This window comes from Streptomyces sp. NPDC048415 (assembly GCF_040651675.1).
GTDB lineage: Bacteria > Actinomycetota > Actinomycetes > Streptomycetales > Streptomycetaceae > Streptomyces.
This window is the reverse complement of record NZ_JBEZKJ010000063.1, coordinates 1-20,269: the sequence shown is the minus strand read 5'-3', so window position 1 is coordinate 20,269 and position 20,269 is coordinate 1. Positions and strand designations below refer to the sequence as shown.

The window sequence follows — 20,269 nt, the reverse complement described above, 5'->3', positions numbered from 1 at the left end:
TGCCTATCGCTGGTCGCCCGTCGTCACGGTGCGCTCCGCCGAGAACCCGCCCCACGTGCCGTCCGGCAGCTTCGCCCTGATCCGCACCCGGTGCGCGATCCCGGCGTCCCGGCCGATGTAGAAGCTGTACGTGGACGTGCCGTGGGGCGGGGTGCCGCCCCACACCAACGAGGTCACCGGACGGCCGTCGAGATGGATCTGGTACTCCATGATCAGTCCGTCCACCTCCGGTGCCACCCACGACAGGTCGATGTAGTACGCCCCGTCCGCGCGATGGGTCGTCGCACGGAAGCCGGTCGGTGCCGTGTGCCGACCGTCGTCCGAACCCGGCGTGGTGGTGAGCCGTACGGTGTCGCTCGCGGGGGAGACGTTGTCCGCCGCGTCGCGCGCCCGCACGGTGAAGGAGTAGGCGGTGCCGGGTCGCAGCCCGGTGACCACGGCCGCGGTCTGCCCGCCGCCGACGCTGTGGATCTTCGAGGCGCCCTGGTAGATGTCGTACGAGGTCACGCCCCTCTCGTCGGTCGACTTCTCCCAGGACAGCTGGGCCGCCCGGCTCCCGACCGCCTTGCCGTGCGGCCTGCCGGGGCGGGAGGGGGCCCTCTCATCGGCCGCGACCGCCGCCGGTGTGGTGGCGCGCACCTGCTTGCTGGGCGGTCCTGGGTCCCCGGCGGCGTTCCGGGCCCGGACCGTGAAGACGTACGTGGTCGACGGCTTGAGTCTGGTGATGTCCGCCATGTGCTCCGCACCGGGAACTTCCTTGACCTTCGTGGTACCGCGATACACCTCATAGCGGATGACCTCGGGATCCTCGGAGGCCCGGTTCCACATGACGTGCACGCTGGTCGCGCTGCCGGCCGCGGCCGTGACGCCCAGCGGTGCCGCCGGCAGTCGTTCACCCCGGCCGTCGCTTCGCGCGCCCCACCCACAGGACGCCAGCACGAGCAGCGAGCCGCTCGTCAACGCGCACATCACAGCAAGAGGGACGCGTCGCACGGTCCTGCCCTCCCTCGACGAGATTGGTCTGTACCTATAAGACACGGCTGACGCAAACACATCAAGAGGCGGGGCGGCCGTTGGCCGGGCCGCCGGGCGGGTACGTATGCTGATCCCTGACACGGTGTGAACTCGCCCCTGTCCCAGGGGAGTTCATGTCAACGGTGCGGAACGCTGTCGTCGCTGATCCCGCGCCGGCGAGTGCGGTCGAGTGGCCGGAGCCTACTGCGGCTCGGGCCCTCGGCCGCACGGCGCACCGCCGATGCGGCCGTGCACCGTCCGGACCCCTCCCGGTGGGCGCGTCGTCAGACGCCCCCAGATGTGTGCGGGTGAGCGTCCGTGTCCCCCAAGAGAGCCCGACCCCGCGACGGCACAGGCCGAACTGGAGGCGACGGTTCGCTCGGCCCTCGCCGTCGCGGCGGAAGGACTCGGCTGACCTCCTCGGAGATCAGTTGCGCGGGCGCTCAGGTCTTCGTGTGCGGGTACGTCTGACCGAGGCGCTCGCGCCTCCAGTGCGGGTTCGCCTGATCGGTGCGATGACGCCTTGCGGTGCGTGTGCTTCTGTTCGGTGCGATCACGCCTTGGGGTGCGTGTGCTTCTGTTGGGCGCGATCACGCCTTGGGGTGCGTGTGCTTCTGTTCGGTGCGATCACGCCTTCCGGTACGTGTACTCCTGTTCAGTGCGATCACGCCTTGCGGTAGGTGTACGCCTCCGCGGCCGCCGCCTCCACCGCCGCGAGGTCCGCGCCCGCCGAGGCCGTGACGACCGCGGCCACCGCACCCTCGACGAAGGGTGCGTCCACCAGACGGCTGTTGTCCGGGAGCTCGTCACCCTCGGCGAGCAGGGCCTTCACGGTGAGGACCGCGCTGCCCAGGTCGGTGAGAACGGCGACCCCGGCGCCGCGGTCCACGGAAGCGGCCGCGGCGGCGATCAGCTCGGCACTCGTCCCGAGCCCGCCGTCCACCGTGCCACCCGCCGGGGCGACGGGAGCGGTGGTGCCGCCGCCCGCCAGGCCCGTCGCCAGCTCGGCGACCGAGGCGGCGACGGCGGCACTGTGGGAGACCAGCACGATCCCTACGAGGGTGTCCTTGACGTCACTCACCGGTCGCCTCCACAAGTGCCCCGATCAGCAGGGCCGAGGACGTGGCGCCCGGATCCTGGTGCCCGATGCTGCGCTCGCCCAGATAGCTCGCCCGGCCCTTGCGGGCCTGCAGCGGGATCGTGGCGGTGGCGCCCTCCTCGGCGGCGGCCTTCGCCGCGGCGAACGACTCGGACAGTGCGTCGACCGCGGGCACCAGCGCGTCGATCATGGTTTTGTCGCCCGGCGCGGCTCCGCCCAGCGTCATCACCGCGTCGACGCCGGCGCGCAGCGCGTCCGTGAACTGCTCCTCGGTGACCTCGGTTGCGTCCCCGAGCGCCTTGCCGGTACGGCGCAGCAGGGTGCCGTACAGCGGTCCGGAGGCCCCGCCGACGGTCGAGATCAGCTGCCGTCCGGCGAGCGTGAGCACGGCGCCGGGCGTGTCCGGGGACTCCTTCTCCAGTACGGCCCTCACGGCGGTGAATCCGCGGTGCAGATTGCTGCCGTGGTCGGCGTCACCGATCGGCGAATCCAGGTCGGTGAGCCGCTGCGCCTCGCGGTCCACGGACGCTGCGGTCGCCGTCATCCAACGGCGGAAGAAATCGGCGTCGAGCACGGAATCTCCTTGCGTGGTACGAGCGTTGATCGTGAGTGTCCGTTGATTGTGCGGTCCGGGTCTCGGCTGGTTGCCGGCCCACCGGCGATTGATCGTTGTTGACTCGGTTCACACGGCCGGTGGATTGACCCGGTTCACGCGCGCCGGTGCGTTGAGCCTGTTCACACGCCCCAGCGGAGCCCCGGCGTTTTCACCGGCGCGTCCCAGAGCCGCAGCAGTTCCTCGTCCACCTGGCACAGCGTCACCGAGGCGCCGGCCATGTCAAGCGAGGTGACGTAGTTGCCGACCAGGGTGCGCGCCACCGCTACCCCGCGCTCGGTCAGTACCCGCTGCACCTCCGCGTTGAAGCCGTACAGCTCGAGGAGTGGCGTCCCGCCCATTCCGTTGACCAGCAGCAGCACGGGATTGCGCGGATTGAGGTCCTCCAGGATCGCGTGCACCGAGAAGTCGGCGATCTCCCGCGAGGTCATCATCGCGCGCCGCTCGCGGCCCGGCTCGCCGTGGATCCCGACACCCAGTTCCAGCTCCCCGGGCGGCAGGTCGAAGGTCGGAGTGCCCTTGGCCGGAGTGGTGCCGGCGCTGAGCGCGACGCCGAAACTGCGGGAGTTCTCGTTGACCTGCCGGGCCAGCGACTCGACCCGCTCCAGCGGCGCGCCCTCCTCGGCGGCGGCGCCCGCGATCTTCTCCACGAACAGCGTCGCGCCCGTGCCGCGCCGCCCGGCCGTGTAGAGGCTGTCGGTGACCGCGACGTCGTCGTTGACGAGGACCTTCGCGACCTGGATGCCCTCGTCCTCGGCCAGCTCCGCCGCCATGTCGAAGTTGAGCACGTCACCCGTGTAGTTCTTCACGATGAACAGCACGCCCGCACCGCTGTCCACGGCGGCCGCGGCCCGCGCCATCTGGTCCGGCACCGGGGAGGTGAAGACCTCGCCGGGACAGGCCGCCGACAGCATTCCGAGACCTACGAAACCGCCGTGCAGCGGCTCGTGCCCCGAGCCGCCGCCGGAGATGAGGCCCACCTTTCCGGCCACTGGGGCGTCCCGCCGTACGATCACGCGGTTGTCCACGTCCACCGTCAGCTCCGGATGTGCGGCCGCCATACCCCGCAGCGCGTCCGCGACCACCGTCTCCGCCACGTTGATGAGCATCTTCATGGGAACCTCCCGGTCAGATCAGTCCGCTGTGGGAATTATCTGCTCTGGGACGGCAATGGTCATGTGTACGGACGTTCTCGGCGCTGTCAGCGGTAGAGGTCAGCGGTAGAGGGCGGGACGTTCGATCAGCTCCACCTCGGTCCGGCGGCCCTCGGCCTGGGCGCGGACACCCGCCTCGCAGACGGCTGCCGCCGCGTATCCGTCCCAGCTGCTGGGGCCGGTGACCTGGCCGCGCAGCGTGGCGTCGACCCAGGCCTGGACCTCGCGGTCGTAGGCGTCCACGAACCGCTCCACGAAGTCCGGTGCGATGGATCCGCCCCACCGGCCGGCCGTGTTCACCAGCATTCCGTGGGCCTCGCCGATCCGTGCCGTGCCGTTCTCGCAGACGGCCTCCGCCTGTACCTGGTAGCCGAAGCGGCAGTTGACGTAGATCTCCACGTCGACCAGGACGCCCCCGTCCGTCTCGAGGACAACGAACTGCGGGTCGGAAAGGCCCTCGGGGGCGTTGCCCGAGGGCTTCGGCTTCATCACCGTGATCGCGGTGATCTCCTGGTCGAGGAGCCAGCGGGCGACGTCCATCTCGTGTACGACGGAGTCGTTGATCAGCATCTGCTCGGTGAAGTACGGCAGGACATCCGCATTGCGGTGCCGATTGTGCAGCATCAGCGGCCGGCCCAGTTCGCCGCTGTCCAGCAGCGCCTTGAGCTGCAGATACTCGGCGTCGTACCGGCGCATGAACCCGACCTGGACCCGCCGGTGGCCGAGTTTTTGCTCGGCCTCCATGACACGCAGCGCGGAGGCCGCGTCCGGCGTGAGCGGCTTCTCGCACAGCACCGGCAGATCGTGCGCGAAGGCGGTGAGCAGCGCGGCCTCGTGCGCGGGGCCGGGCGAGGCGATGATCACGGCGTCGACGTCATCCGCGGCCAGGGCGGCGGCCGGGTCGGTGTAGGCGGTGCAGCCGTCGATGCCGTCGGCGAGCTGCTTGGCCCGCTCGGCGTCGATGTCGACGACGGCACTCACGCGCGCCCCGCTGATGACCTCGGTGATCCGGCGTACGTGGTCGGCTCCCATTCGGCCGGTGCCGACGACGGCGATCCCGAGTGTTCCGCGCTGGGTCATGGTGCTGAGTGGTCCTTTCGGGGTCAGGCGCCGCAGGAGCGGAGGAACGTGCGGGTGCGTACGGCGATGGGCAGCGGCCTGTCCGGCTCGCAGGGGTACATGTCCTGCTCGACGATGGCGAACAGCTCCACCCCGAGGCGCTGGGCGGCGACCAGCACCGGCTCCAACTCCGGTACGCCGGCCGGGGGTTCGCACATCACGCCCCGCTGTACGGCGGGGCCGAACGGCACCTCGTTCTTGACGACGTCGGCGAGGATGCCGGGGTCGACCTGCTTGAGGTGCAGATAGCCGATGCGCTCGCCGTAGTTCTCGATGAGCTTGACGCTGTCGCCGCCGCAGTAGGCGTTGTGCCCGGTGTCGAGGCAGAGGTTGACCAGGTCGGAGTCGGTGGAGTCGAGGAAGCGTTCGACGTGGTCCTCGGTGTCGATGTGGGTGTCCGCGTGCGGGTGGACGACGATGTCGAGACCGTAGGTCTCCTTGACCTCGTGGCCGAGCCGTTCCATGCCCTTGGTCAGGTGCGCCCACTGCTCGGCGGTCAGCTCCGGCGGCTCGATGATCTCGGCGGTCTTGTCGTCCCGCCAGAAGGACGGGATGACCACCAGGTGCCGCGCGCCCATGGCCTGGGTGAGTGCGGCGACCTGGCCGACGTGCTGCCAGGTGGACTCCCACACGGCCGGTCCGCGGTGCAGGGAGGTGAAGACGGTGCCGGCCGACACCCTCAGGTCGCGCTTGGCCACCTCGTCGGTGAGCCGGGCGGAGTCGGTCGGCAGATAGCCGTACGGGCCGAGCTCGATCCAGGAGTAGCCGGCCTCGGCGACCTCGTCCAGGAACCGGTCCCAGGGCACCTGGCGCGGGTCGTCGGGGAACCAGACGCCCCAGGAGTCCGGGGCGGAGCCGACCCGGATGCGGTCCAGGGCAGTGGTCATGTCAGGGGGTCCCTTCGGAAGTGGCCGCCACAGGTGCCTGGAGGTCGTCCGCCTCGGGGAGCTCCTCGACAGCGACGCCGCTCACCTGCGCCAACTCGTGCTTGAGTGCGGCGAGTTCGGCTCCGCCAGCCATGTGGTTGGTGAGCTCTTCGAGGCTGACCTCGCTGCGCTCGGCGCTGAGCTCCATGGTGCCGAGCCGGAGCACGCTGAAGTGGTCGCCGACCATATAGGCGTGATGCGGGTTGTGGGTGATGAAGATGACGCCGAGACCGCGGTCGCGGGCCGCGGCGATGTACTTCAGCACGACACCGGACTGCTTGACGCCGAGCGCGGCGGTCGGTTCGTCGAGGATGAGCACACGGGCGCCGAAGTAGACGGCGCGGGCGATGGCCACGGACTGGCGCTGGCCGCCGGAGAGGGTGCCGATGGGCTGGTCGAGGTCGTCCAGGACGATGCCCATGTTGCGCAGTTCCTCGTCGGCGGTCCGCTTCATGCGGGCGATGTCGAGACGGCGCACGGGCCAGGGGCCCTTGGTCATCTCGGAGCCGAGGAAGAAGTTCCGCCAGACCGGCATCAGCGGCACGGTCGCCAGGTCCTGGTAGACGGTGGCGATGCCGCGGTTCAGGGCCTCGCGGGGCGTGCTGAAGCGCACCGCCTCACCGTCCACGACGAACTCGCCTTCGGTGTGCTGATGCAGCCCGGAGACGATCTTGATCAGCGTCGACTTGCCGGCGCCGTTGTCGCCCAGGACGCAGGTCACCTGGCCGGGACGGACACTGAGGTGCACGCCGTGCAGGGCACGGATGTTGCCGTACGACTTTCCGGCGGCGCGCAGTTCGACGATGGGCCGGTCCTCCTCGGGCGCGGTGTCCTTGAGGATGGCGCCATGGGTTCCGGTTCCGTTGGTTGTCACGGGTTCACCTCCGGGTCGCCGTGCGGCGGACCCACAGATTGACGAGGGCGGCGATCAGGAGCATGACGCCGAGGAAGGCCTTGAACCAGTCCGGGTTCCAGTTGGCGTAGACGATGCCCTGGGAGACCATGCCGAAGATGAAGGCGCCGATGACCGGGCCGATCGCCGAGCCGTAGCCGCCGGTGAGCAGACAGCCGCCGATGACCGCGGCGATGATGTAGAGGAACTCGTTGCCGACGCCCTCACCGGACTGCACGGTGTTGAACGAGAACAGCAGATGCATGCCGACGAACCAGGCACCGGCGCCCACGCCCATGAACAGTGCGATCTTGGTGAAGTTGACGGGCACGCCGACCGCCCGGGCGCTGTCCTTGTTGCCGCCGACCGCGAAGATCCAGTTGCCGAACTTGGTTCGCAGCAACAGCCAGGTGGCGGCCGCGGCGAACACCAGCCAGTAGACGATGGTGATTTTGAAGCTCACTCCACCGATGCTGAAGTCGGAGGCGAAGATTCTCTTGGCCTGGTCGAAGCCGTCCATGTCGGCGATCGAGTCGCTGGCCACATTGCCGGTGAAGATCTTGGTGACGGCGAGGTTGGCGCCCTGGAGGATCAGGAAGGAGCCCAGGGTCACCAGGAAGCTGGGCAGCCCGGTCTTGATCAGCAGCCAGCCGTTGAACGCGCCGACGGCCAGGGAGACGATCAGTGCGAGGAAGACGCCGGTCCACACGTTCACCGTCAGCTGGAAGCTGAGGATGGCGGCGGTGAGCGCCGAGGTGGTGACCGCGACACCGGCGGACAGGTCGAACTCGCCGCCGATCATCAGCAGGGCCACCGGCAGCGCCATGATGCCCATGACCGATGCCTGGTAGAGCACGGTGGACAAGGCGCTCACATCGCGGAAAGAGGGAGCCACCGCGAAGAAGAAGACGTATACGCCGACGGCGGCGATCAGGGCCCCGACCTCCGGGCGGGCGAGGATCCTGCGACCGAGGGACCGCCGGCTGGTGCGGCCGTCCTTCCGGGCGGCCGGCGAAGCCGGCGACGAGGGGCTCGTCGCCGGTGCCGTTGCTTGCGTCATCTCAGATCACCGGGTGCCCTTCGCCGCGAACTTGGCGACCGTGTCGACGTTGCTCTTGTCGACGAAGGCCGGGCCGGTGAGCACCGGCTGCACACCGCCGCCGCTGTAGTTGCCGTTGTTCTTGTAGAGCCACAGGGAGTCGACCGCCAAGTAGCCCTGCAGGTAGGGCTGTTGGTCGACGGCGAACTGGATGGTTCCGTCCTGGACGCCCTTCACCAGGTCCTTGTTGAGGTCGAAGGTGGCGACCTTCGCCTTGCTGCCCGCGTCGCTCACCGACTGCACGGCGGTCAGCGCGAACGGGGCGCCGAGGGTGACGACGTGGTCGATGGAGGTGTCCTGCTTGAGCTTCGCGGTGATCGTCGACTTCACCGACGGCATGTCGGTGCCGTTGACGTAGAGGGTCTCCGTCGTGCCCTTGAACGTCTTCTTCACGCCGGCGCAGCGCTGGGTGAGCCCGACGTTGCCCTGCTCGTGGATCACACAGGCGATCTTCTTGGCGCCGGTCGAGTTCAGCTTGTTGCCGAACGCCTCGCCCGCCACGCTCTCGTCCTGCCCGAAGAACTCCATCAGGCCGAGGGACTTCCAGTCGCTCAGGCCCGAGTTGAGGCCGACCACGGGGATGCCCGCCTTCTCCGCCTTGCTGACGACGTCCTTCATGGCGTCCGGCTTGGCGAGGGTGATCGCGATGCCGTCGACCTTCTGGTCGATCGCGTTCTGGACCAGGTTGGCCTGGCTGCCCGCGTTCGGGTCGCTGGAGTAGACGAGCTTGATGTTGTCCTTGGCCGCGGCGGCGATGGCGCCCTTGCGGACGGTGTCCCAGAAGGTGTCGCCGGGCGGCGCGTGGGTGACCAGCGCGACCGTCATACGGGGGGTGCTCGCCTTGCCCGCGGAGGCGTTGTCCCCGCCTTCCTCGGCCTTCTTGCCGCCGGAGCTGCTGGAGCAGCCGGCGATGAGCAGCGCGGAGGCCGCTGCCATCGCGACGAGTGGGGCGACTCCGCGAGAGCGGGGGTGAAACGTGCGGTCCATCTTTCCAGCACCTCACTGTGCGACGGGGGAAAGGGAAGGGGACGGCTCGGGGCGCTAGCCCGTGCGGGGCCCGGACGGGACGTCCGGGCCGTCTGGGATGTCATGGCTGTTTCGTTGGGACGGGATACAAGTCCCTGTTGCACCCACCTGTCAATACTTTGTTAAGACATCACTTCAGGCGCAGGTCCGAATGTCCATACAAAGCCTTGACATGCTGTTGCTGTGGGTCCTACACCTAGGAGGCACCGGGCGCCAGGTTGCCCGCATCCCCCGCATCAGGAGCTCGCGCATGCCTGAGTCCGCTGAATCCTTCGACCTCATCACCATGGGACGCATCGGCGTCGACATCTACCCCCTCCAGGCGGGCGTGCCGCTCGCGCGGGTCGAGTCCTTCGGAAAGTTCCTCGGCGGCTCGGCGGCCAATGTCGCGGTGGCCGCCGCGCGCCTGGGCCGGGCCACCGCGGTGATCACCCGCACCGGACAGGACCCGTTCGGCAGCTATCTCCACCAGGCGCTGGGGGAGTTCGGGGTCGACGACCGCTGGGTCGCACCCGTCGACGCGTACCCCACCCCGGTCACGTTCTGCGAGATCTTCCCGCCGGACGACTTCCCGTTGTACTTCTACCGGCAGCCCAAGGCGCCGGACCTCGAAATCCACACCGACGAGCTGGACTTCTTCGCCATCCGCGCGGCGCGCGTCTTCTGGATCACCGGCACCGGCCTGAGCGAGGAACCCAGCCGCTCGGCCACCCTCGCCGCGCTGAAGGCCCGCGCCAAGTCCGCCACCACGGTCTTCGACCTGGACTGGCGCCCGATGTTCTGGAGCGATCCGGAGGCCGCACGCCCGTACTACGCCGAGGCTCTGCGCCACGCCACGGTCGCCGTCGGCAACCTCGACGAGTGCGAGATCGCCACCGGCGTACGCGAACCGCAGGCCTGTGCCGAGGCCCTGCTCGACGCCGGTGTCGAATTCGCCGTCGTCAAACAGGGCCCCAAGGGCGTCCTCGCCGTCCACCGCGACGGCACCGTGGCCGAGATACCGCCGGTGCCGGTGGAGGTCGTCAACGGCCTCGGGGCGGGGGACGCCTTCGGCGGAGCGCTCTGCCACGGTCTGCTGTCCGGCTGGGAGCTGGAGAAGACCGTGCGGTACGCCAACGCCGCCGGCGCGCTCGTCGCCTCCCGGCTCGCCTGTTCCTCCGCGATGCCGACCGAGTCCGAGGTCGAGGACCTCCTCGCGCGCGGCTGACCGAGCCCGGGGCGGAAGCCCTCCTCGCGCGCGGTCGGCCGAGTACGAGCCACGCCGACCGACGCCACCCCCTGAACGGAGCCCGTCTTGACCATCAGCATCTCCGACCTCGTCACGGTGCGCGCCCGGCATCCGGAGGCCATCGCCGAAGCGGCCGCCCGGCGTGTCCGCCGTCCGCTGATCGGCGACAGCGGCCGCCTGATGATCGTGGCCGCCGACCATCCCGCGCGCGGAGCCCTCGGCGTCGGCGAGCACCGGCTGGCCATGGCGAACCGGGCCGACCTCCTCGAACGCGTCTGCGTAGCGCTGTCCCGGCCCGGAGTGGACGGGGTGCTCGCCACCGCCGACATCCTGGACGACCTGCTGCTCCTCGGCGTCCTGGAGAACAAGGTCGTGATGGGATCCATGAACCGCGGCGGGCTCGCCGGGGCCTCCTACGAGATGGACGACCGCTTCACCGGCCACCGTGCCGAGGACATCGAGCGGCTCCGCTTCGACGCCGGAAAACTCCTGCTGCGCATCGACTACGACGACACCGGCTCCCTGGAGACCCTGCGGACCACCGCCCGCGCGGTCGACGACATGGCGGCGCGCCGACTGCCCCTGTTCATCGAGCCGTTCATATCCCGCCGAGTCGAGGGCACAGTCCGCAACGACCTGAGCGCGGAGGCCGTCACACGGTCCATCGCCATCGCCTCGGGCCTTGGCGGCACCTCCGCCTACACCTGGCTCAAGCTGCCTGTCACCAGCGATCCCGACGACATGGCCGAAGTGCTGGAGGCCTCCACGCTGCCCGCCGTGCTGCTCGGCGGCGAGGTCGGCAGGGATCAGGACGGCGCGTACGAGAGATGGCGCAAGGCCCTGCGGCTGCCCACCGTCCAGGGCATGGTCGTCGGCCGCTCGCTGCTGTATCCGGCCGAAGGCAGCGTGGAGACCGCGGTCGACACCGCCGTCGGCCTGCTCTGAACCCGTGCTGTGAAACCGGTACCAGAGCCCCGCACCCGCCGACCGCACGCCCGCTCCGGGCCTGCCCCGTCCCCCGAGAGGTCCTGATGAGCACCACCACCCGTCGCCTGACGACCGCCCAGGCTCTGGTGCGCTTCCTGTCGGCCCAGTACAGCGAGCGCGACGGCGTACGCCACCGGCTGATCGCCGGCACGTGGGGCATCTTCGGCCACGGCAATGTGGCGGGCATCGGCCAGGCGCTCCTGCAGGCCGGCGAGGAAACCATGCCCTTCCACCAGGGCCGCAACGAACAGTCGATGGTGCATGCGGCGGTCGGCTACGCCCGCCACCTCAACCGCCTGTCGGCGCAGGCCGTCACCACGTCCATCGGCCCCGGCGCCACGAACCTCGTCACGGGCGCGGCCCTCGCGACGGTCAACCGCCTCCCCGTACTGCTCCTGCCCGGCGACTACTTCGCGACCCGCCCGGCCGACCCACTGCTCCAGCAGCTGGAACACCCCGTCGAGGCGGACGTGTCCGTGAACGACACCCTGCGGCCCGTGTCGAAGTACTTCGACCGGATCACCCGCCCCGAAATGCTCATCCCGTCCGCCCTGAGCGCCATGCGGGTCCTGGCCGACCCGGCCGAGACCGGCGCCGTCACCCTCGCCCTGCCGCAGGACGTGCAGGCGGAGGCGTACGACTGGCCCGAGGAGTTCTTCGCCGAGCGAGTGTGGCACGTACGCCGTCCCGCCCCGGACCCGCTCGAACTCGCCGAAGCGGTACGGGCGATCCGCGCCGCCGAACGCCCGCTGATCGTCGTCGGCGGGGGAGTCCACCACAGCGAGGCAGAACGAGCGCTCAAGGCCCTGGTCGACGCCACCGGCATCCCGGTCGCCTCCACCCAGGCGGGCAAGGGCTCGCTGCGGTACGACCACCCCGCGGACCTCGGCGGCATCGGCCACACCGGCACGGCGGTCGCCGACGACATCGCGCGCACCGCGGACCTGGTGATCGGAGTGGCGACGAGATACACCGACTTCACCACGGCGTCGGGCACCCTCTTCCAGAGGCCCGGCGTGCGCTTCGTCAACCTCAACATCACTGCCTTCGACGCCCACAAGCTGGCCGCGCGCACCCTCGTCGCGGACGCGCGGACGGGTCTCACCGCACTCACCGAGGCGCTGTCCGGCCACCGCGTCGACGAGGCGTACGAGGCCGAGTACCGTGCGGGCAAGGCGCGTTGGGACGAGGTGGTCGAGGCCGCCTACCGGGCCGAAGACTCCGCCGTTCCCACCCAGACCCAGGTCCTCGGCGCCCTGGACTCGGTCGTCGGTGACGACGACGTGGTCATCAACGCGGCCGGCTCACTCCCCGGCGATCTGCACAAACTGTGGAGGGCGCGCAGCCCGCGCCAGTACCACCTGGAGTACGGCTACTCCTGCATGGGCTACGAGATCCCGGCCGGCATCGGAGTCCAGCAGGCCGCCCCCGGCACACCGGTCTGGTCGCTGGTCGGCGACGGCACGTATCTGATGATGCCGACCGAGATCGTCACCGCCGTCCAGGAGGGCCTCCCGGTCAACCTGGTCCTGATCCAGAACCACGGCTACGCCTCCATCGGCGGCCTCTCCGAGGAGACCGGCGGCGAACGTTTTGGCACCGCCTACCGCTATCGCGCCGCCGACGGCACCTTCACCGGAGCCCCGCTCCCGGTGGACCTCGCCGCCAACGCCGCCAGCCTCGGCATGGACGTCCTCCGCGCCAAGACCGTACGGGAACTGCGCGACGCTCTCACCGAAGCGCGCGCCTCCATCCGGCCGACCTGCGTGTACGTCGAGACCGACCCGACGCCCACCTCCCCTCCGGCCGAGGCCTGGTGGGACGTACCCGTCGCCGAAGTGGCCGCGCGGGAAGCGGCTTCGCACGCCCGCGAACGCTACGAGCGCCACGCCGCAGGCCGTCACCGCCCCCTCTGAACTCCCGCCACCGAAAGGCCCCCGCACCATGAAGACCCTCACCCACTGGACAGACGGCAAGCCCGTCGAGTCCGCCTCCGGACGCTTCGGTCCGGTCCACCACCCGGCCACCGGCGCCCAGGACGGGTCCGTCGGCCACCACTCCTTCGGCGGCTGGAAGGCCTCCTTCTGCGGCTCCTTCGGCGGCTCGAAGGCCTCCTTCCGCGGCGATCTGCACGTCTACGGCAACGGCGGCATCGCCTGCTGCACCCACGGCAAGGTCATCACCACCCGCCGGCCGGATCCTGCCGACGCCGGCAGCCACCTCGGCTTCCCGAGCCACTCCTGATCTGATGGCAAGGGTTCCCGTCGACCGAACCGCCCGATCCCCGCGGGCCAAGAGCGCCGCCACGCCGGCCGATCTCGACTTCGCGCTCGACCGCGGCAGCCCCGTCCCGCTCTACTACCAGCTCGCGCGGCAGTTGGAGTCCGCGATCCAGAGCGGCGTGCTGGCCTCGGGGAGCCTGCTGGGCAACGAGACCAAGCTCGCCGGACGCCTCGGCCTGTCCCGCCCCACCGTCCGCCAGGCCATCCAGACCCTGGTGGACAAGGGGCTCCTCGTCCGCCGCCGCGGCGTGGGCACCCAGGTCGTGCACCGCCAGATCAAGCGCCCACTGGAACTCAGCAGCCTCTACGACGACTTGGAGAGCGCCGGGCAGAGCCCTACGACCCGTGTGCTGCTCAACCGGATCGAACCGGCGTCCGCCGAGACCGCCGCCGCCCTGGGCATCACCGAGGGCGGCGGCGTGCACCGCGTGGAGCGGCTGCGCCTCACCCACGGCGGGCCCGTGGCCGCCCTGTGCAACTACATCCCGCAGGGACTGCTGGACGTCGACACCGCCCGGCTGGAGTCGACCGGCCTGTACCGGATGATGCGCGCCGCCGGCATCACTCTGCACAGCGCCCGCCAGTGCGTGGGTGCCCGCTCGGCGACGGCGCCGGAGGGCGGCCTGCTGGACGAGCCCGAGGGCACCGCCCTGCTCACCATGGAGCGCACGGCCTACGACGACACCGGCCGCGCGGTCGAGTACGGCACCCACATCTACCGCGCCTCCCGGTACGCGTTCGAGTTCCAGTTGCTCGTCCGCCCGTGAGCCGGTCTGCCTCACTGCTCGGTGCCGCGTCGGGCCCTGCCGCGCCGGCGCAGCAGGAGCAGCCCGCCGGCGAGGGCGGTGATACCGGTTGCGGCGGTCCACGCGGGGAGGTCGGAGGAGCCGGTGGCTGCCAGGTCGTCGCCCTTCCCGCCGAGCGGGCTCGCCGAGGATGAGGGGGCGGCGGACGCGCTGGCGGAGCCCGCGGCGCCGGACGCGGTGGCGGCGGGCGTGGGCGACGCCGTCGTCTCGGCCGCGGAGGCCCGGCTCCGGGTGAAGGCCAGGGTGCCGAAACCGAGTTGGTCGTAGCCGCCGCTGTTGGGGCCGTAGTCCCCGCCGCCGCCCTCGGGCGCGAACCGGGCGGCGATCCGCGTGAGGTACTGCGCGTCCAGCCCCCGGCGCCTGGTGTAGTGGTTGGCGATCATGGCCCAGATCGGCCGGGCCATCGCCGGGTCCACGGGCGCCGCCGCGGAAGCGGTCTCCGTGCCCGACCAGACGCCGGGCGCGCCCTTCTTCCGCGTGTACGAGGTGTAGGACACGTCCCCGCCCATGCTCCATTTGGCCACGTACTGGGCGCCCTTGAGGAAACGGCTGTCGTCGTAGCCGTACAGGTCGATGCCCTGGTTCCAGGCCATTTCGCAGATGGTGCCCATCAGACCGACACCCAGCAGGGCGTGGCCCTGGTCGCGGCCCGCCTCGGCCCACTCGGCGAGAGTGCCGGAGTACACGACCGGGATGGCGTGCTTGATGGAGCCCATCCCCGCACCGTGCTTGAAGTAGTCGACGGCGCGGTCGACCTTGGCGCGGTCGTCGCACAGGATGCCGATGGCGAGCACGGAGGCGATGTTGGTCAGATCCCAGTTGGCCCAGTAGTTGGTGATGTACGCGCCGTTGTGGTGGGCGAGGAAGTCCTCGCTCAGCGGGTGGAAGACCTCGAGCATCATCTTCTGGAAGCGGGGCAGTTCGAAGCCGTCGTGGCCGCGTATCAGCTCGGCGGCGTTGGCGAACTGGTAGCCGTACAGGCCGGATGCGAGGAACCGGTCCGCGCTGCCGTCGAGCTTGGTGAGCTTGGCCGACCAGGCGTTGAGGATGTCGCGGGCCGTGTCGGCGTGCGCGGTGTCGCCCGTGACGTGCCAGCGCAGGGCGTTCTGGTAGGCGGCGTGGATGTCGTTGTAGAGCGTGGCGTAGTTCTCGGGGGTGCCGGACCCCCGGTAGACGGTGGCCAGCGGGTTGGCCTTTCAGGTGCTCTGCGCATGCGCGTTGGCCGTCAGCTTGGCGAAGCCGGCCGTGTAGGGCTGCGCGCCCGCCTTCACCTTGGCCGCCATGCGGTTCAGGTCGGCCTGGCTGTGCAGCATCCCGGGGTGCGCGAGGGCCCTGGCCGCCGCCGATGCCGCAGCCGCCCCGAGGGCCGTGCCGGTCCCGGCGGCGCTCGCGGCCGCACCGGCGATCCTCAGCATGTTCCGGCGACTGATCTGTGCTGTCACTGACTTCGTTCCTTCACGGTCGGGTGCCTGGGGACGCCTACGCACAGGAGACGTCGTGGCACGCGGCCGATAACAGAAAGTCGGACGGCGCGCTGATCCGATGTGAACTCAGGGAGCGCTCACGCCAGTGAAACCCACGTTCCCTGCTCGGCGGAGCGTGACATGGCATCCAGCGCGGTCGCGCTGTGAACCGCGTCAACCAGCGTCGCGCCGTGAGGCGTGTTGTCAGCGATGGACCGCAGGAAATTGTGCGCCTCGATGACCTTCAGATCGTCATAGCCCATGCTGTTGGCCGCGCCCGGCTGGAATGCGCCGTACTCCCCGTGTCCCGGACCGACATACACCGTGCTCACCGGCTGGTCCTGGTACGTCGCGCCCCGGCTGACCCCCAGCTCGCCCATGCGGCGGAAGTCCCAGAAGAGAGCGCCCTTGGTGCCGTGGATCTCGAAGCCGTAGTTGTTCTGCTCGCCCACCGAGACACGGCACGCCTCCAGGACACCCCGCGCGCCGGACGCGAAGCGCAACAGGCAGTTGACGTAGTCCTCGTTCTCGACCGGGCCCGGCTCGCCGCCCGCGGCACGCGCGTGACCGGCGGTGGCGCCCGTCGGGCGGGCCCGCTGTGGCAGGAAGATCGCGGTGTCTGCGGTCAGCGCCGCGATCTCGCCGAGCAGGAACCGCGCGAGGTCGACGCCGTGCGAAGCCAGGTCGCCGAGCACCCCGCTGCCGCCGCGCTCCCGCTCGTATCGCCAGGTCAGCGCCCCTTGTGGATGTGCCGCGTAGTCGCTGAAGAGCCGGACGCGGACATGGGTGACGGTGCCGATCTCGCCGGTGGCGATCAGTTCCCGGGCGGCGGCGACGCCGGGCGCGCACCGGTAGTTGAAGCCGACGGTGCCCTGGATCCCGGCCTTGGCGACCGCGTCCGACACGGCTCGGGCATCCTCGGCGCTCACGCCCACCGGCTTCTCGATCCAGATGTGCTTGCCCGCCTCGGCCATGGCGACGCCGATCTCGCGGTGCAGGAAGTTCGGCGCGGCGATGCTCACCGCCTGGACCCGCGGGTCGGCGGCCACCGTGCGCCAGTCGCGGGTGGCGGAGGAGAACCCGTACTGCTCGGCGGCCTCCTCGGCGCGGCCGGGCACCTCATCGGCGACGGTGACCAGTTCGGGCCGTACGAACAGCCCCGGGAAATGGTGCGGAACGCGGACGTACGCCTGGGTGTGCACCCGCCCCATCCAGCCGAACCCCACCACCGCGACGCCGACCGTACGCACCATGACTGCCCCTCTTTGGACCGGTCCAAATCCTGCGTGACTCACACTGAACCGCGTTCCTGGAGGTGTCAACACCTTTGACACCGCCCCATCGTGTGTGGAACGGTCCAGACCATGAGAGCGCCGACGATCCGCGACGTCGCCGAGCGGGCCGGAGTGTCGAAATCGCTGGTTTCCCTCGTGCTGCGCGGTTCCGATCAGGTCCGCGACGAGAAACGGCAGGCCGTTCTGGCCGCCGTCGAGGAGCTCGGCTACCGGCCCAACACCGCCGCGCGCAGCCTCAGCGAGCGGCGCACCCGCACCGTCGGCGTGCTCCTCAACGATATGCGCAACCCCTGGTTCGTCGAACTGCTCGACGGCCTGAACTCTCGGCTGCACGACTCCGGCCTGCACATGCTGCTCGCCGACGGCCACCTCAGCCGGCGCCTCGGCGAGGACCTCACCCGTACCTTCATGGACCTGCGGGTCGACGGTCTGATCGCCGTCGGCACGCTCCCGGTCTCCGAAGCGCTGCGTACGGCCGCGGGGCGGATCCCGACCGTGGTCGCGGGCGCCCGCGAACCGGAACTGCCCGGCGTGGACATCGTCGCCAATGACGACGAGCACGGCGCCCGCCTCGCCACCGAGCACCTCATTGACCTCGGCCACCGGCGCATCGCCCATATCGCGGGGCAGGGCAGGGTCGGCGAGCTGCGCCGGCGCGGCTTCGAGGCGGTCATGCGCGAACACGGGTTGGGCCAGACAGCGGTCGTGGAGCAGGGCGACCTGACCGAGGAGGGCGGCTACCGCGCAACGGTCCGGCTGCTCAGCGCCCGCGAACGGCCCACCGCCGTCTTCGCGTTCAACGACATCGCCTGTGTCGGCGCCCTGTCGGCCGCCGAGGAACTCGGCCTCCACGTGCCGCGCGACCTCTCCCTCGTCGGCTACGACAACACATACCTGGCACGCCTGCGACACCTGTGGCTCACCACCGTGGACAACGCCGGCCACGACGTCGGCCGCCGCGCCGCCCAGTGCCTGCTCGACCGGATCGCCGACCCCGCTCGCCCGGCCGCGCTCGTCCTCGCCGACCCGGTTCTCGAGGTGCGCGGTACGGCGGCGGCGCCGCGCGGCGATGACGGCTAGGTGTACTCGGCCAAGAGTCCCTCAGGCCAGCTTCGTCAGCAGTTCGGCGGCGAGCGGGGCGGAGGAGGCCGGGTTCTGGCCAGTGACCAGGTTGCGGTCGACGACGACCTTCGGGGCCCACGGCTCGCCCTCCTGGAAGTCGACGCCCGCCTCCACGAGCCGGTCCTGCAGCAGCCACTTGGCCTTGTCGGCGAAACCCGCCTGCGCCTCCTCGGTGTTGGTGAAGCCGGAGACCCGGTAGCCCGCGAAGGCGTTGCCGCCGTCCTCGCGCCGCGCCGCCAGCAGCGCGGCCGGGCCGTGGCACACCACACCCAGCGGCTTGCCCGAGTCCAGGGCGTCGGTGAGCAGCCGGCCGGAGTCGGCGTTGACCGCGAGGTCCTCCATCGGCCCGTGTCCGCCCGGGTAGAAGACCGCCGCGTAGCCGTCCACGTCCACTCCCTCCAGCTTGATCGGCCGCTGGAACTCGACGATCGACGCGAGGGCGTCGGCGATCCGGTCGGCGCCCTCCTGGCCGCCGTTCACCTCGGGCGCCAGGCTGCCCTTGTCCACGCTCGGCAGGACACCGCCCGGCGTGGCGACGACGACCTCGTGCCCCGCCGCCTTGAACAGCTCGTACGGGGCGACGGCCTCCTCGGCCCAGAAGCCGGTCGGGTGCAGGGTGCCGTCGGCGAGCGTCCAGTGGTCGGCGCCGGTCATCACGAAAAGGATCTTCGACATGGTGCGTTTCTCCGAGGGTGCGGGCCCCGAGGGACCTGGCAGCTGATTCCGGTCGTACGCCCTCGCGCTCTCCATCCAGCACGTCAGGGCGGCGATGTCCTCGACGTTAGGGCGTGTCGCACACAGGTGACCAATAGGAAACCCGCTTGCAGGCATAGGACAACCAATGAGACGAGGCAGCGGGAAATGCCGGCCCCGATACCTGGAGGCCGGACGGCTGCTCGGCTAGTCTCATCCGCACCTGATCAAGTAGTGGACAGAGTGGGGCGGGGCGTTCATGCATACCTTCCGCAAGGCCGTGGAAGCCGGAGACTTCGCCGCGATCGAGGACATGCTGGCCGACGACGTCGTGTTCACCAGTCCCGTCGCCTTCAAGCCCTACCCCGGCAAGGCGATCACCGCGGCCATCCTGCGGGCGGTCTCCCGCGTCTTCACCGATTTCCGCTACGTGCGCGAGATCGCCGGCGCCGACGGTCGCGACCATGCCCTGGTCTTCCGGGCGAAGGTGGGCGACAAGGAGATCGACGGGTGCGACTTCCTGCACTTCGACGAGGACGGCAGGATCGACGACCTCATGGTCATGGTCCGTCCGCTGTCGGCGGCCCACGCGCTCTCCGAGGCCATGGGGGCGCAGTTCGAGCGGATCTCGCGTGAGGCGGCGGGCGCCTGACAGCGGGCGCCTCGCCGTGGACATGTGGTCAGGTGCGATTGCCCTTGGGGCGGCCCGGCTGATCCGGTGTGCCGTGCGGCGGCGGGCTGCTCGGCTCCGGCGACGTCGCTGGTGAAACCGGCGAGCCCGCCTGAGTGGCCCGCTGCTCGGGCCGTATGGCACCGGGGTCGCCGGACGTCGGTTCGGCACCCTCGCGCAGCTGCTCGAGGCGCGCCGTCAGCACCTCCGTCACCGGCAGGCGGTCGGCATGCGTCCGCTCGTACGCGAGCAGTTCCTCCACCTCCTCGGCGTTGAGCGCGCGAACGCGGCTCTCCAGGCCCCCGAGGGGCAGATGGTCGTAGTCGGGTAGGGGCAGTGTGCTGCGGTCGGAGTCGGCCATGGACCTCACATCCCTCGATGGCAACCGGCGGCTGCTCCGGACAGTGCCTAGCCGCGAGTACCCGGAGCCCGGGGTGTGAACCCGGCCGACCCGACCGGGAGAGCGCTTTTCGCCTTCCATCCCTTGTTCTTCGCAGGGAATCCCGGTCTTCAGGCCGGGGGGGAATGCGATCCTGGGCCCGGAGGCGCGAAGTGCCGGAGATCTCTGCGCCTGCGTGGTGACGGTCAGGCTGGGCGCTTCTGGTTCTCGATGTAGTCCTTGACGATGCTCAGGGGGGCGCCGCCGCAGGATCCCGCGAAGTAGGACGGGGACCAGAACACCGAGTCCGTGCCGATCCGGTTGATCCGGCCGGTGTACTCCGCGCGCAGGTATCGGGAGCTGACGCCTTTGAGGCTGTTGACGAGCTTGGACAGGGCGACC

20 protein-coding genes and 1 pseudogene are annotated in these 20,269 nt (G+C 70.2%); 7 read left to right on the top strand and 14 right to left on the bottom strand.

Annotated elements, in window-relative coordinates; all coding sequences use genetic code 11:
• Positions 1-3: 3 nt before the first annotated feature.
• From AB0D27_RS31400 to AB0D27_RS31360, 9 genes are all read right to left on the bottom strand, one after another.
• Positions 4-969 (bottom strand): fibronectin type III domain-containing protein, encoded by a 966-nt coding sequence (locus tag AB0D27_RS31400; protein ID WP_362515596.1) that lies wholly within the window; start codon positions 967-969, stop codon positions 4-6.
• Between the two features lie 709 nt (positions 970-1,678).
• Positions 1,679-2,095 carry a PTS fructose transporter subunit IIA gene (locus tag AB0D27_RS31395; protein WP_362515549.1) on the bottom strand — a complete coding sequence of 139 codons (417 nt, stop codon included), beginning with the start codon at positions 2,093-2,095 and terminating at the stop codon, positions 1,679-1,681.
• Entirely contained in the window at positions 2,088-2,687 is a 600-nt protein-coding gene (gene dhaL, locus AB0D27_RS31390) for a dihydroxyacetone kinase subunit DhaL (protein ID WP_362515547.1), read from the bottom strand. Before dhaL ends, AB0D27_RS31395 begins: the two co-directional genes overlap by 8 nt.
• Before the next feature lie 161 nt (positions 2,688-2,848).
• Positions 2,849-3,841: a dihydroxyacetone kinase subunit DhaK gene (gene dhaK / locus AB0D27_RS31385; protein WP_362515545.1), complete on the bottom strand. Its 993-nt coding sequence runs from the start codon at positions 3,839-3,841 to the stop codon at positions 2,849-2,851.
• A 99-nt stretch (positions 3,842-3,940) separates the two neighbouring features.
• Positions 3,941-4,960, bottom strand: coding sequence for a Gfo/Idh/MocA family oxidoreductase (locus AB0D27_RS31380; RefSeq protein WP_362515543.1), 1,020 nt, complete (start codon positions 4,958-4,960; stop codon positions 3,941-3,943).
• 23 nt (positions 4,961-4,983) lie between these two features.
• Positions 4,984-5,886 carry a sugar phosphate isomerase/epimerase gene (locus AB0D27_RS31375; RefSeq protein ID WP_362515542.1) on the bottom strand — a complete coding sequence of 301 codons (903 nt, stop codon included), beginning with the start codon at positions 5,884-5,886 and terminating at the stop codon, positions 4,984-4,986.
• Between the two features lies 1 nt (position 5,887).
• Entirely contained in the window at positions 5,888-6,799 is a 912-nt protein-coding gene (locus tag AB0D27_RS31370; RefSeq protein WP_362515540.1) for an ATP-binding cassette domain-containing protein, read from the bottom strand.
• 4 nt (positions 6,800-6,803) lie between these two features.
• Positions 6,804-7,877, bottom strand: a complete 1,074-nt coding sequence (locus AB0D27_RS31365; RefSeq protein WP_362515538.1) for an ABC transporter permease — start codon at positions 7,875-7,877, stop codon at positions 6,804-6,806.
• Positions 7,878-7,883: 6 nt separating this feature from the next.
• The gene (locus AB0D27_RS31360) at positions 7,884-8,903 is read right to left on the bottom strand and encodes a sugar ABC transporter substrate-binding protein (protein ID WP_362515536.1); all 1,020 of its coding nucleotides are present in this window, start codon (positions 8,901-8,903) and stop codon (positions 7,884-7,886) included.
• Positions 8,904-9,192: 289 nt separating this feature from the next.
• On the opposite strand from AB0D27_RS31360, the gene iolC reads away from it, so the two are divergent.
• The 5 genes from iolC to AB0D27_RS31335 all read left to right on the top strand — a co-directional run bounded on the left by iolC (position 9,193) and on the right by AB0D27_RS31335 (position 14,206).
• Positions 9,193-10,149: a 5-dehydro-2-deoxygluconokinase gene (iolC, locus tag AB0D27_RS31355; RefSeq protein ID WP_362515534.1), complete on the top strand. Its 957-nt coding sequence runs from the start codon at positions 9,193-9,195 to the stop codon at positions 10,147-10,149.
• Between the two features lie 87 nt (positions 10,150-10,236).
• Positions 10,237-11,115 carry a deoxyribose-phosphate aldolase gene (locus AB0D27_RS31350; RefSeq protein ID WP_362515532.1) on the top strand — a complete coding sequence of 293 codons (879 nt, stop codon included), beginning with the start codon at positions 10,237-10,239 and terminating at the stop codon, positions 11,113-11,115.
• 86 nt (positions 11,116-11,201) lie between these two features.
• Complete coding sequence (iolD, locus tag AB0D27_RS31345; RefSeq protein ID WP_362515531.1) at positions 11,202-13,073, top strand: 3D-(3,5/4)-trihydroxycyclohexane-1,2-dione acylhydrolase (decyclizing); 1,872 nt, start codon at positions 11,202-11,204, stop codon at positions 13,071-13,073.
• Between the two features lie 28 nt (positions 13,074-13,101).
• Positions 13,102-13,401, top strand: a complete 300-nt coding sequence (locus tag AB0D27_RS31340) for a hypothetical protein (RefSeq protein ID WP_362515605.1) — start codon at positions 13,102-13,104, stop codon at positions 13,399-13,401.
• Between the two features lie 4 nt (positions 13,402-13,405).
• Entirely contained in the window at positions 13,406-14,206 is an 801-nt protein-coding gene (locus AB0D27_RS31335; RefSeq protein ID WP_362515529.1) for a GntR family transcriptional regulator, read from the top strand.
• Positions 14,207-14,217: 11 nt separating this feature from the next.
• On the opposite strand, the pseudogene AB0D27_RS31330 reads toward AB0D27_RS31335, so the two are convergent.
• Together AB0D27_RS31330 and AB0D27_RS31325 are read right to left on the bottom strand one after the other, a co-directional pair.
• Positions 14,218-15,660: pseudogene (locus AB0D27_RS31330) on the bottom strand (alginate lyase family protein).
• Positions 15,661-15,806: 146 nt separating this feature from the next.
• Positions 15,807-16,961 carry a Gfo/Idh/MocA family oxidoreductase gene (locus AB0D27_RS31325; RefSeq protein WP_362515527.1) on the bottom strand — a complete coding sequence of 385 codons (1,155 nt, stop codon included), beginning with the start codon at positions 16,959-16,961 and terminating at the stop codon, positions 15,807-15,809.
• Between the two features lie 111 nt (positions 16,962-17,072).
• On the opposite strand from AB0D27_RS31325, the gene AB0D27_RS31320 reads away from it, so the two are divergent.
• Positions 17,073-18,083 carry a LacI family DNA-binding transcriptional regulator gene (locus AB0D27_RS31320; RefSeq protein ID WP_362515525.1) on the top strand — a complete coding sequence of 337 codons (1,011 nt, stop codon included), beginning with the start codon at positions 17,073-17,075 and terminating at the stop codon, positions 18,081-18,083.
• 21 nt (positions 18,084-18,104) lie between these two features.
• Here the strand turns inward: AB0D27_RS31320 and AB0D27_RS31315 are convergent, their stop codons facing one another.
• Positions 18,105-18,800 carry a type 1 glutamine amidotransferase domain-containing protein gene (locus tag AB0D27_RS31315; RefSeq protein WP_362515523.1) on the bottom strand — a complete coding sequence of 232 codons (696 nt, stop codon included), beginning with the start codon at positions 18,798-18,800 and terminating at the stop codon, positions 18,105-18,107.
• Positions 18,801-19,077: 277 nt separating this feature from the next.
• On the opposite strand from AB0D27_RS31315, the gene AB0D27_RS31310 reads away from it, so the two are divergent.
• Complete coding sequence (locus AB0D27_RS31310) at positions 19,078-19,470, top strand: nuclear transport factor 2 family protein (protein WP_362515521.1); 393 nt, start codon at positions 19,078-19,080, stop codon at positions 19,468-19,470.
• Between the two features lie 28 nt (positions 19,471-19,498).
• On the opposite strand, the gene AB0D27_RS31305 is transcribed toward AB0D27_RS31310, so the two are convergent.
• Together AB0D27_RS31305 and AB0D27_RS31300 are read right to left on the bottom strand one after the other, a co-directional pair.
• On the bottom strand, positions 19,499-19,849 hold the full coding sequence (locus tag AB0D27_RS31305) for a hypothetical protein (RefSeq protein ID WP_362515520.1): 351 nt from the start codon (positions 19,847-19,849) through the stop codon (positions 19,499-19,501).
• A 224-nt stretch (positions 19,850-20,073) separates the two neighbouring features.
• Positions 20,074-20,269: transposase (locus AB0D27_RS31300; protein WP_362515518.1), on the bottom strand; the 196-nt coding region annotated here is incomplete at its 5' end.

Coding starts and splice junctions, on each gene's coding strand:
- AB0D27_RS31310 (WP_362515521.1), top strand. CDS start 19,078: ATGCATACCTTCCGCAAGGCCGTGGAAGCCGGAGACTTCGCCGCGATC.
- iolD (WP_362515531.1), top strand. CDS start 11,202: ATGAGCACCACCACCCGTCGCCTGACGACCGCCCAGGCTCTGGTGCGC.
- AB0D27_RS31340 (WP_362515605.1), top strand. CDS start 13,102: ATGAAGACCCTCACCCACTGGACAGACGGCAAGCCCGTCGAGTCCGCC.
- AB0D27_RS31335 (WP_362515529.1), top strand. CDS start 13,406: ATGGCAAGGGTTCCCGTCGACCGAACCGCCCGATCCCCGCGGGCCAAG.
- iolC (WP_362515534.1), top strand. CDS start 9,193: ATGCCTGAGTCCGCTGAATCCTTCGACCTCATCACCATGGGACGCATC.
- AB0D27_RS31360 (WP_362515536.1), bottom strand. CDS start 8,903: ATGGACCGCACGTTTCACCCCCGCTCTCGCGGAGTCGCCCCACTCGTC.
- AB0D27_RS31365 (WP_362515538.1), bottom strand. CDS start 7,877: ATGACGCAAGCAACGGCACCGGCGACGAGCCCCTCGTCGCCGGCTTCG.
- AB0D27_RS31315 (WP_362515523.1), bottom strand. CDS start 18,800: ATGTCGAAGATCCTTTTCGTGATGACCGGCGCCGACCACTGGACGCTC.
- AB0D27_RS31325 (WP_362515527.1), bottom strand. CDS start 16,961: ATGGTGCGTACGGTCGGCGTCGCGGTGGTGGGGTTCGGCTGGATGGGG.
- AB0D27_RS31305 (WP_362515520.1), bottom strand. CDS start 19,849: ATGGCCGACTCCGACCGCAGCACACTGCCCCTACCCGACTACGACCAT.
- dhaK (WP_362515545.1), bottom strand. CDS start 3,841: ATGAAGATGCTCATCAACGTGGCGGAGACGGTGGTCGCGGACGCGCTG.
- AB0D27_RS31375 (WP_362515542.1), bottom strand. CDS start 5,886: ATGACCACTGCCCTGGACCGCATCCGGGTCGGCTCCGCCCCGGACTCC.
- AB0D27_RS31400 (WP_362515596.1), bottom strand. CDS start 969: ATGTGCGCGTTGACGAGCGGCTCGCTGCTCGTGCTGGCGTCCTGTGGG.
- AB0D27_RS31320 (WP_362515525.1), top strand. CDS start 17,073: ATGAGAGCGCCGACGATCCGCGACGTCGCCGAGCGGGCCGGAGTGTCG.
- AB0D27_RS31380 (WP_362515543.1), bottom strand. CDS start 4,960: ATGACCCAGCGCGGAACACTCGGGATCGCCGTCGTCGGCACCGGCCGA.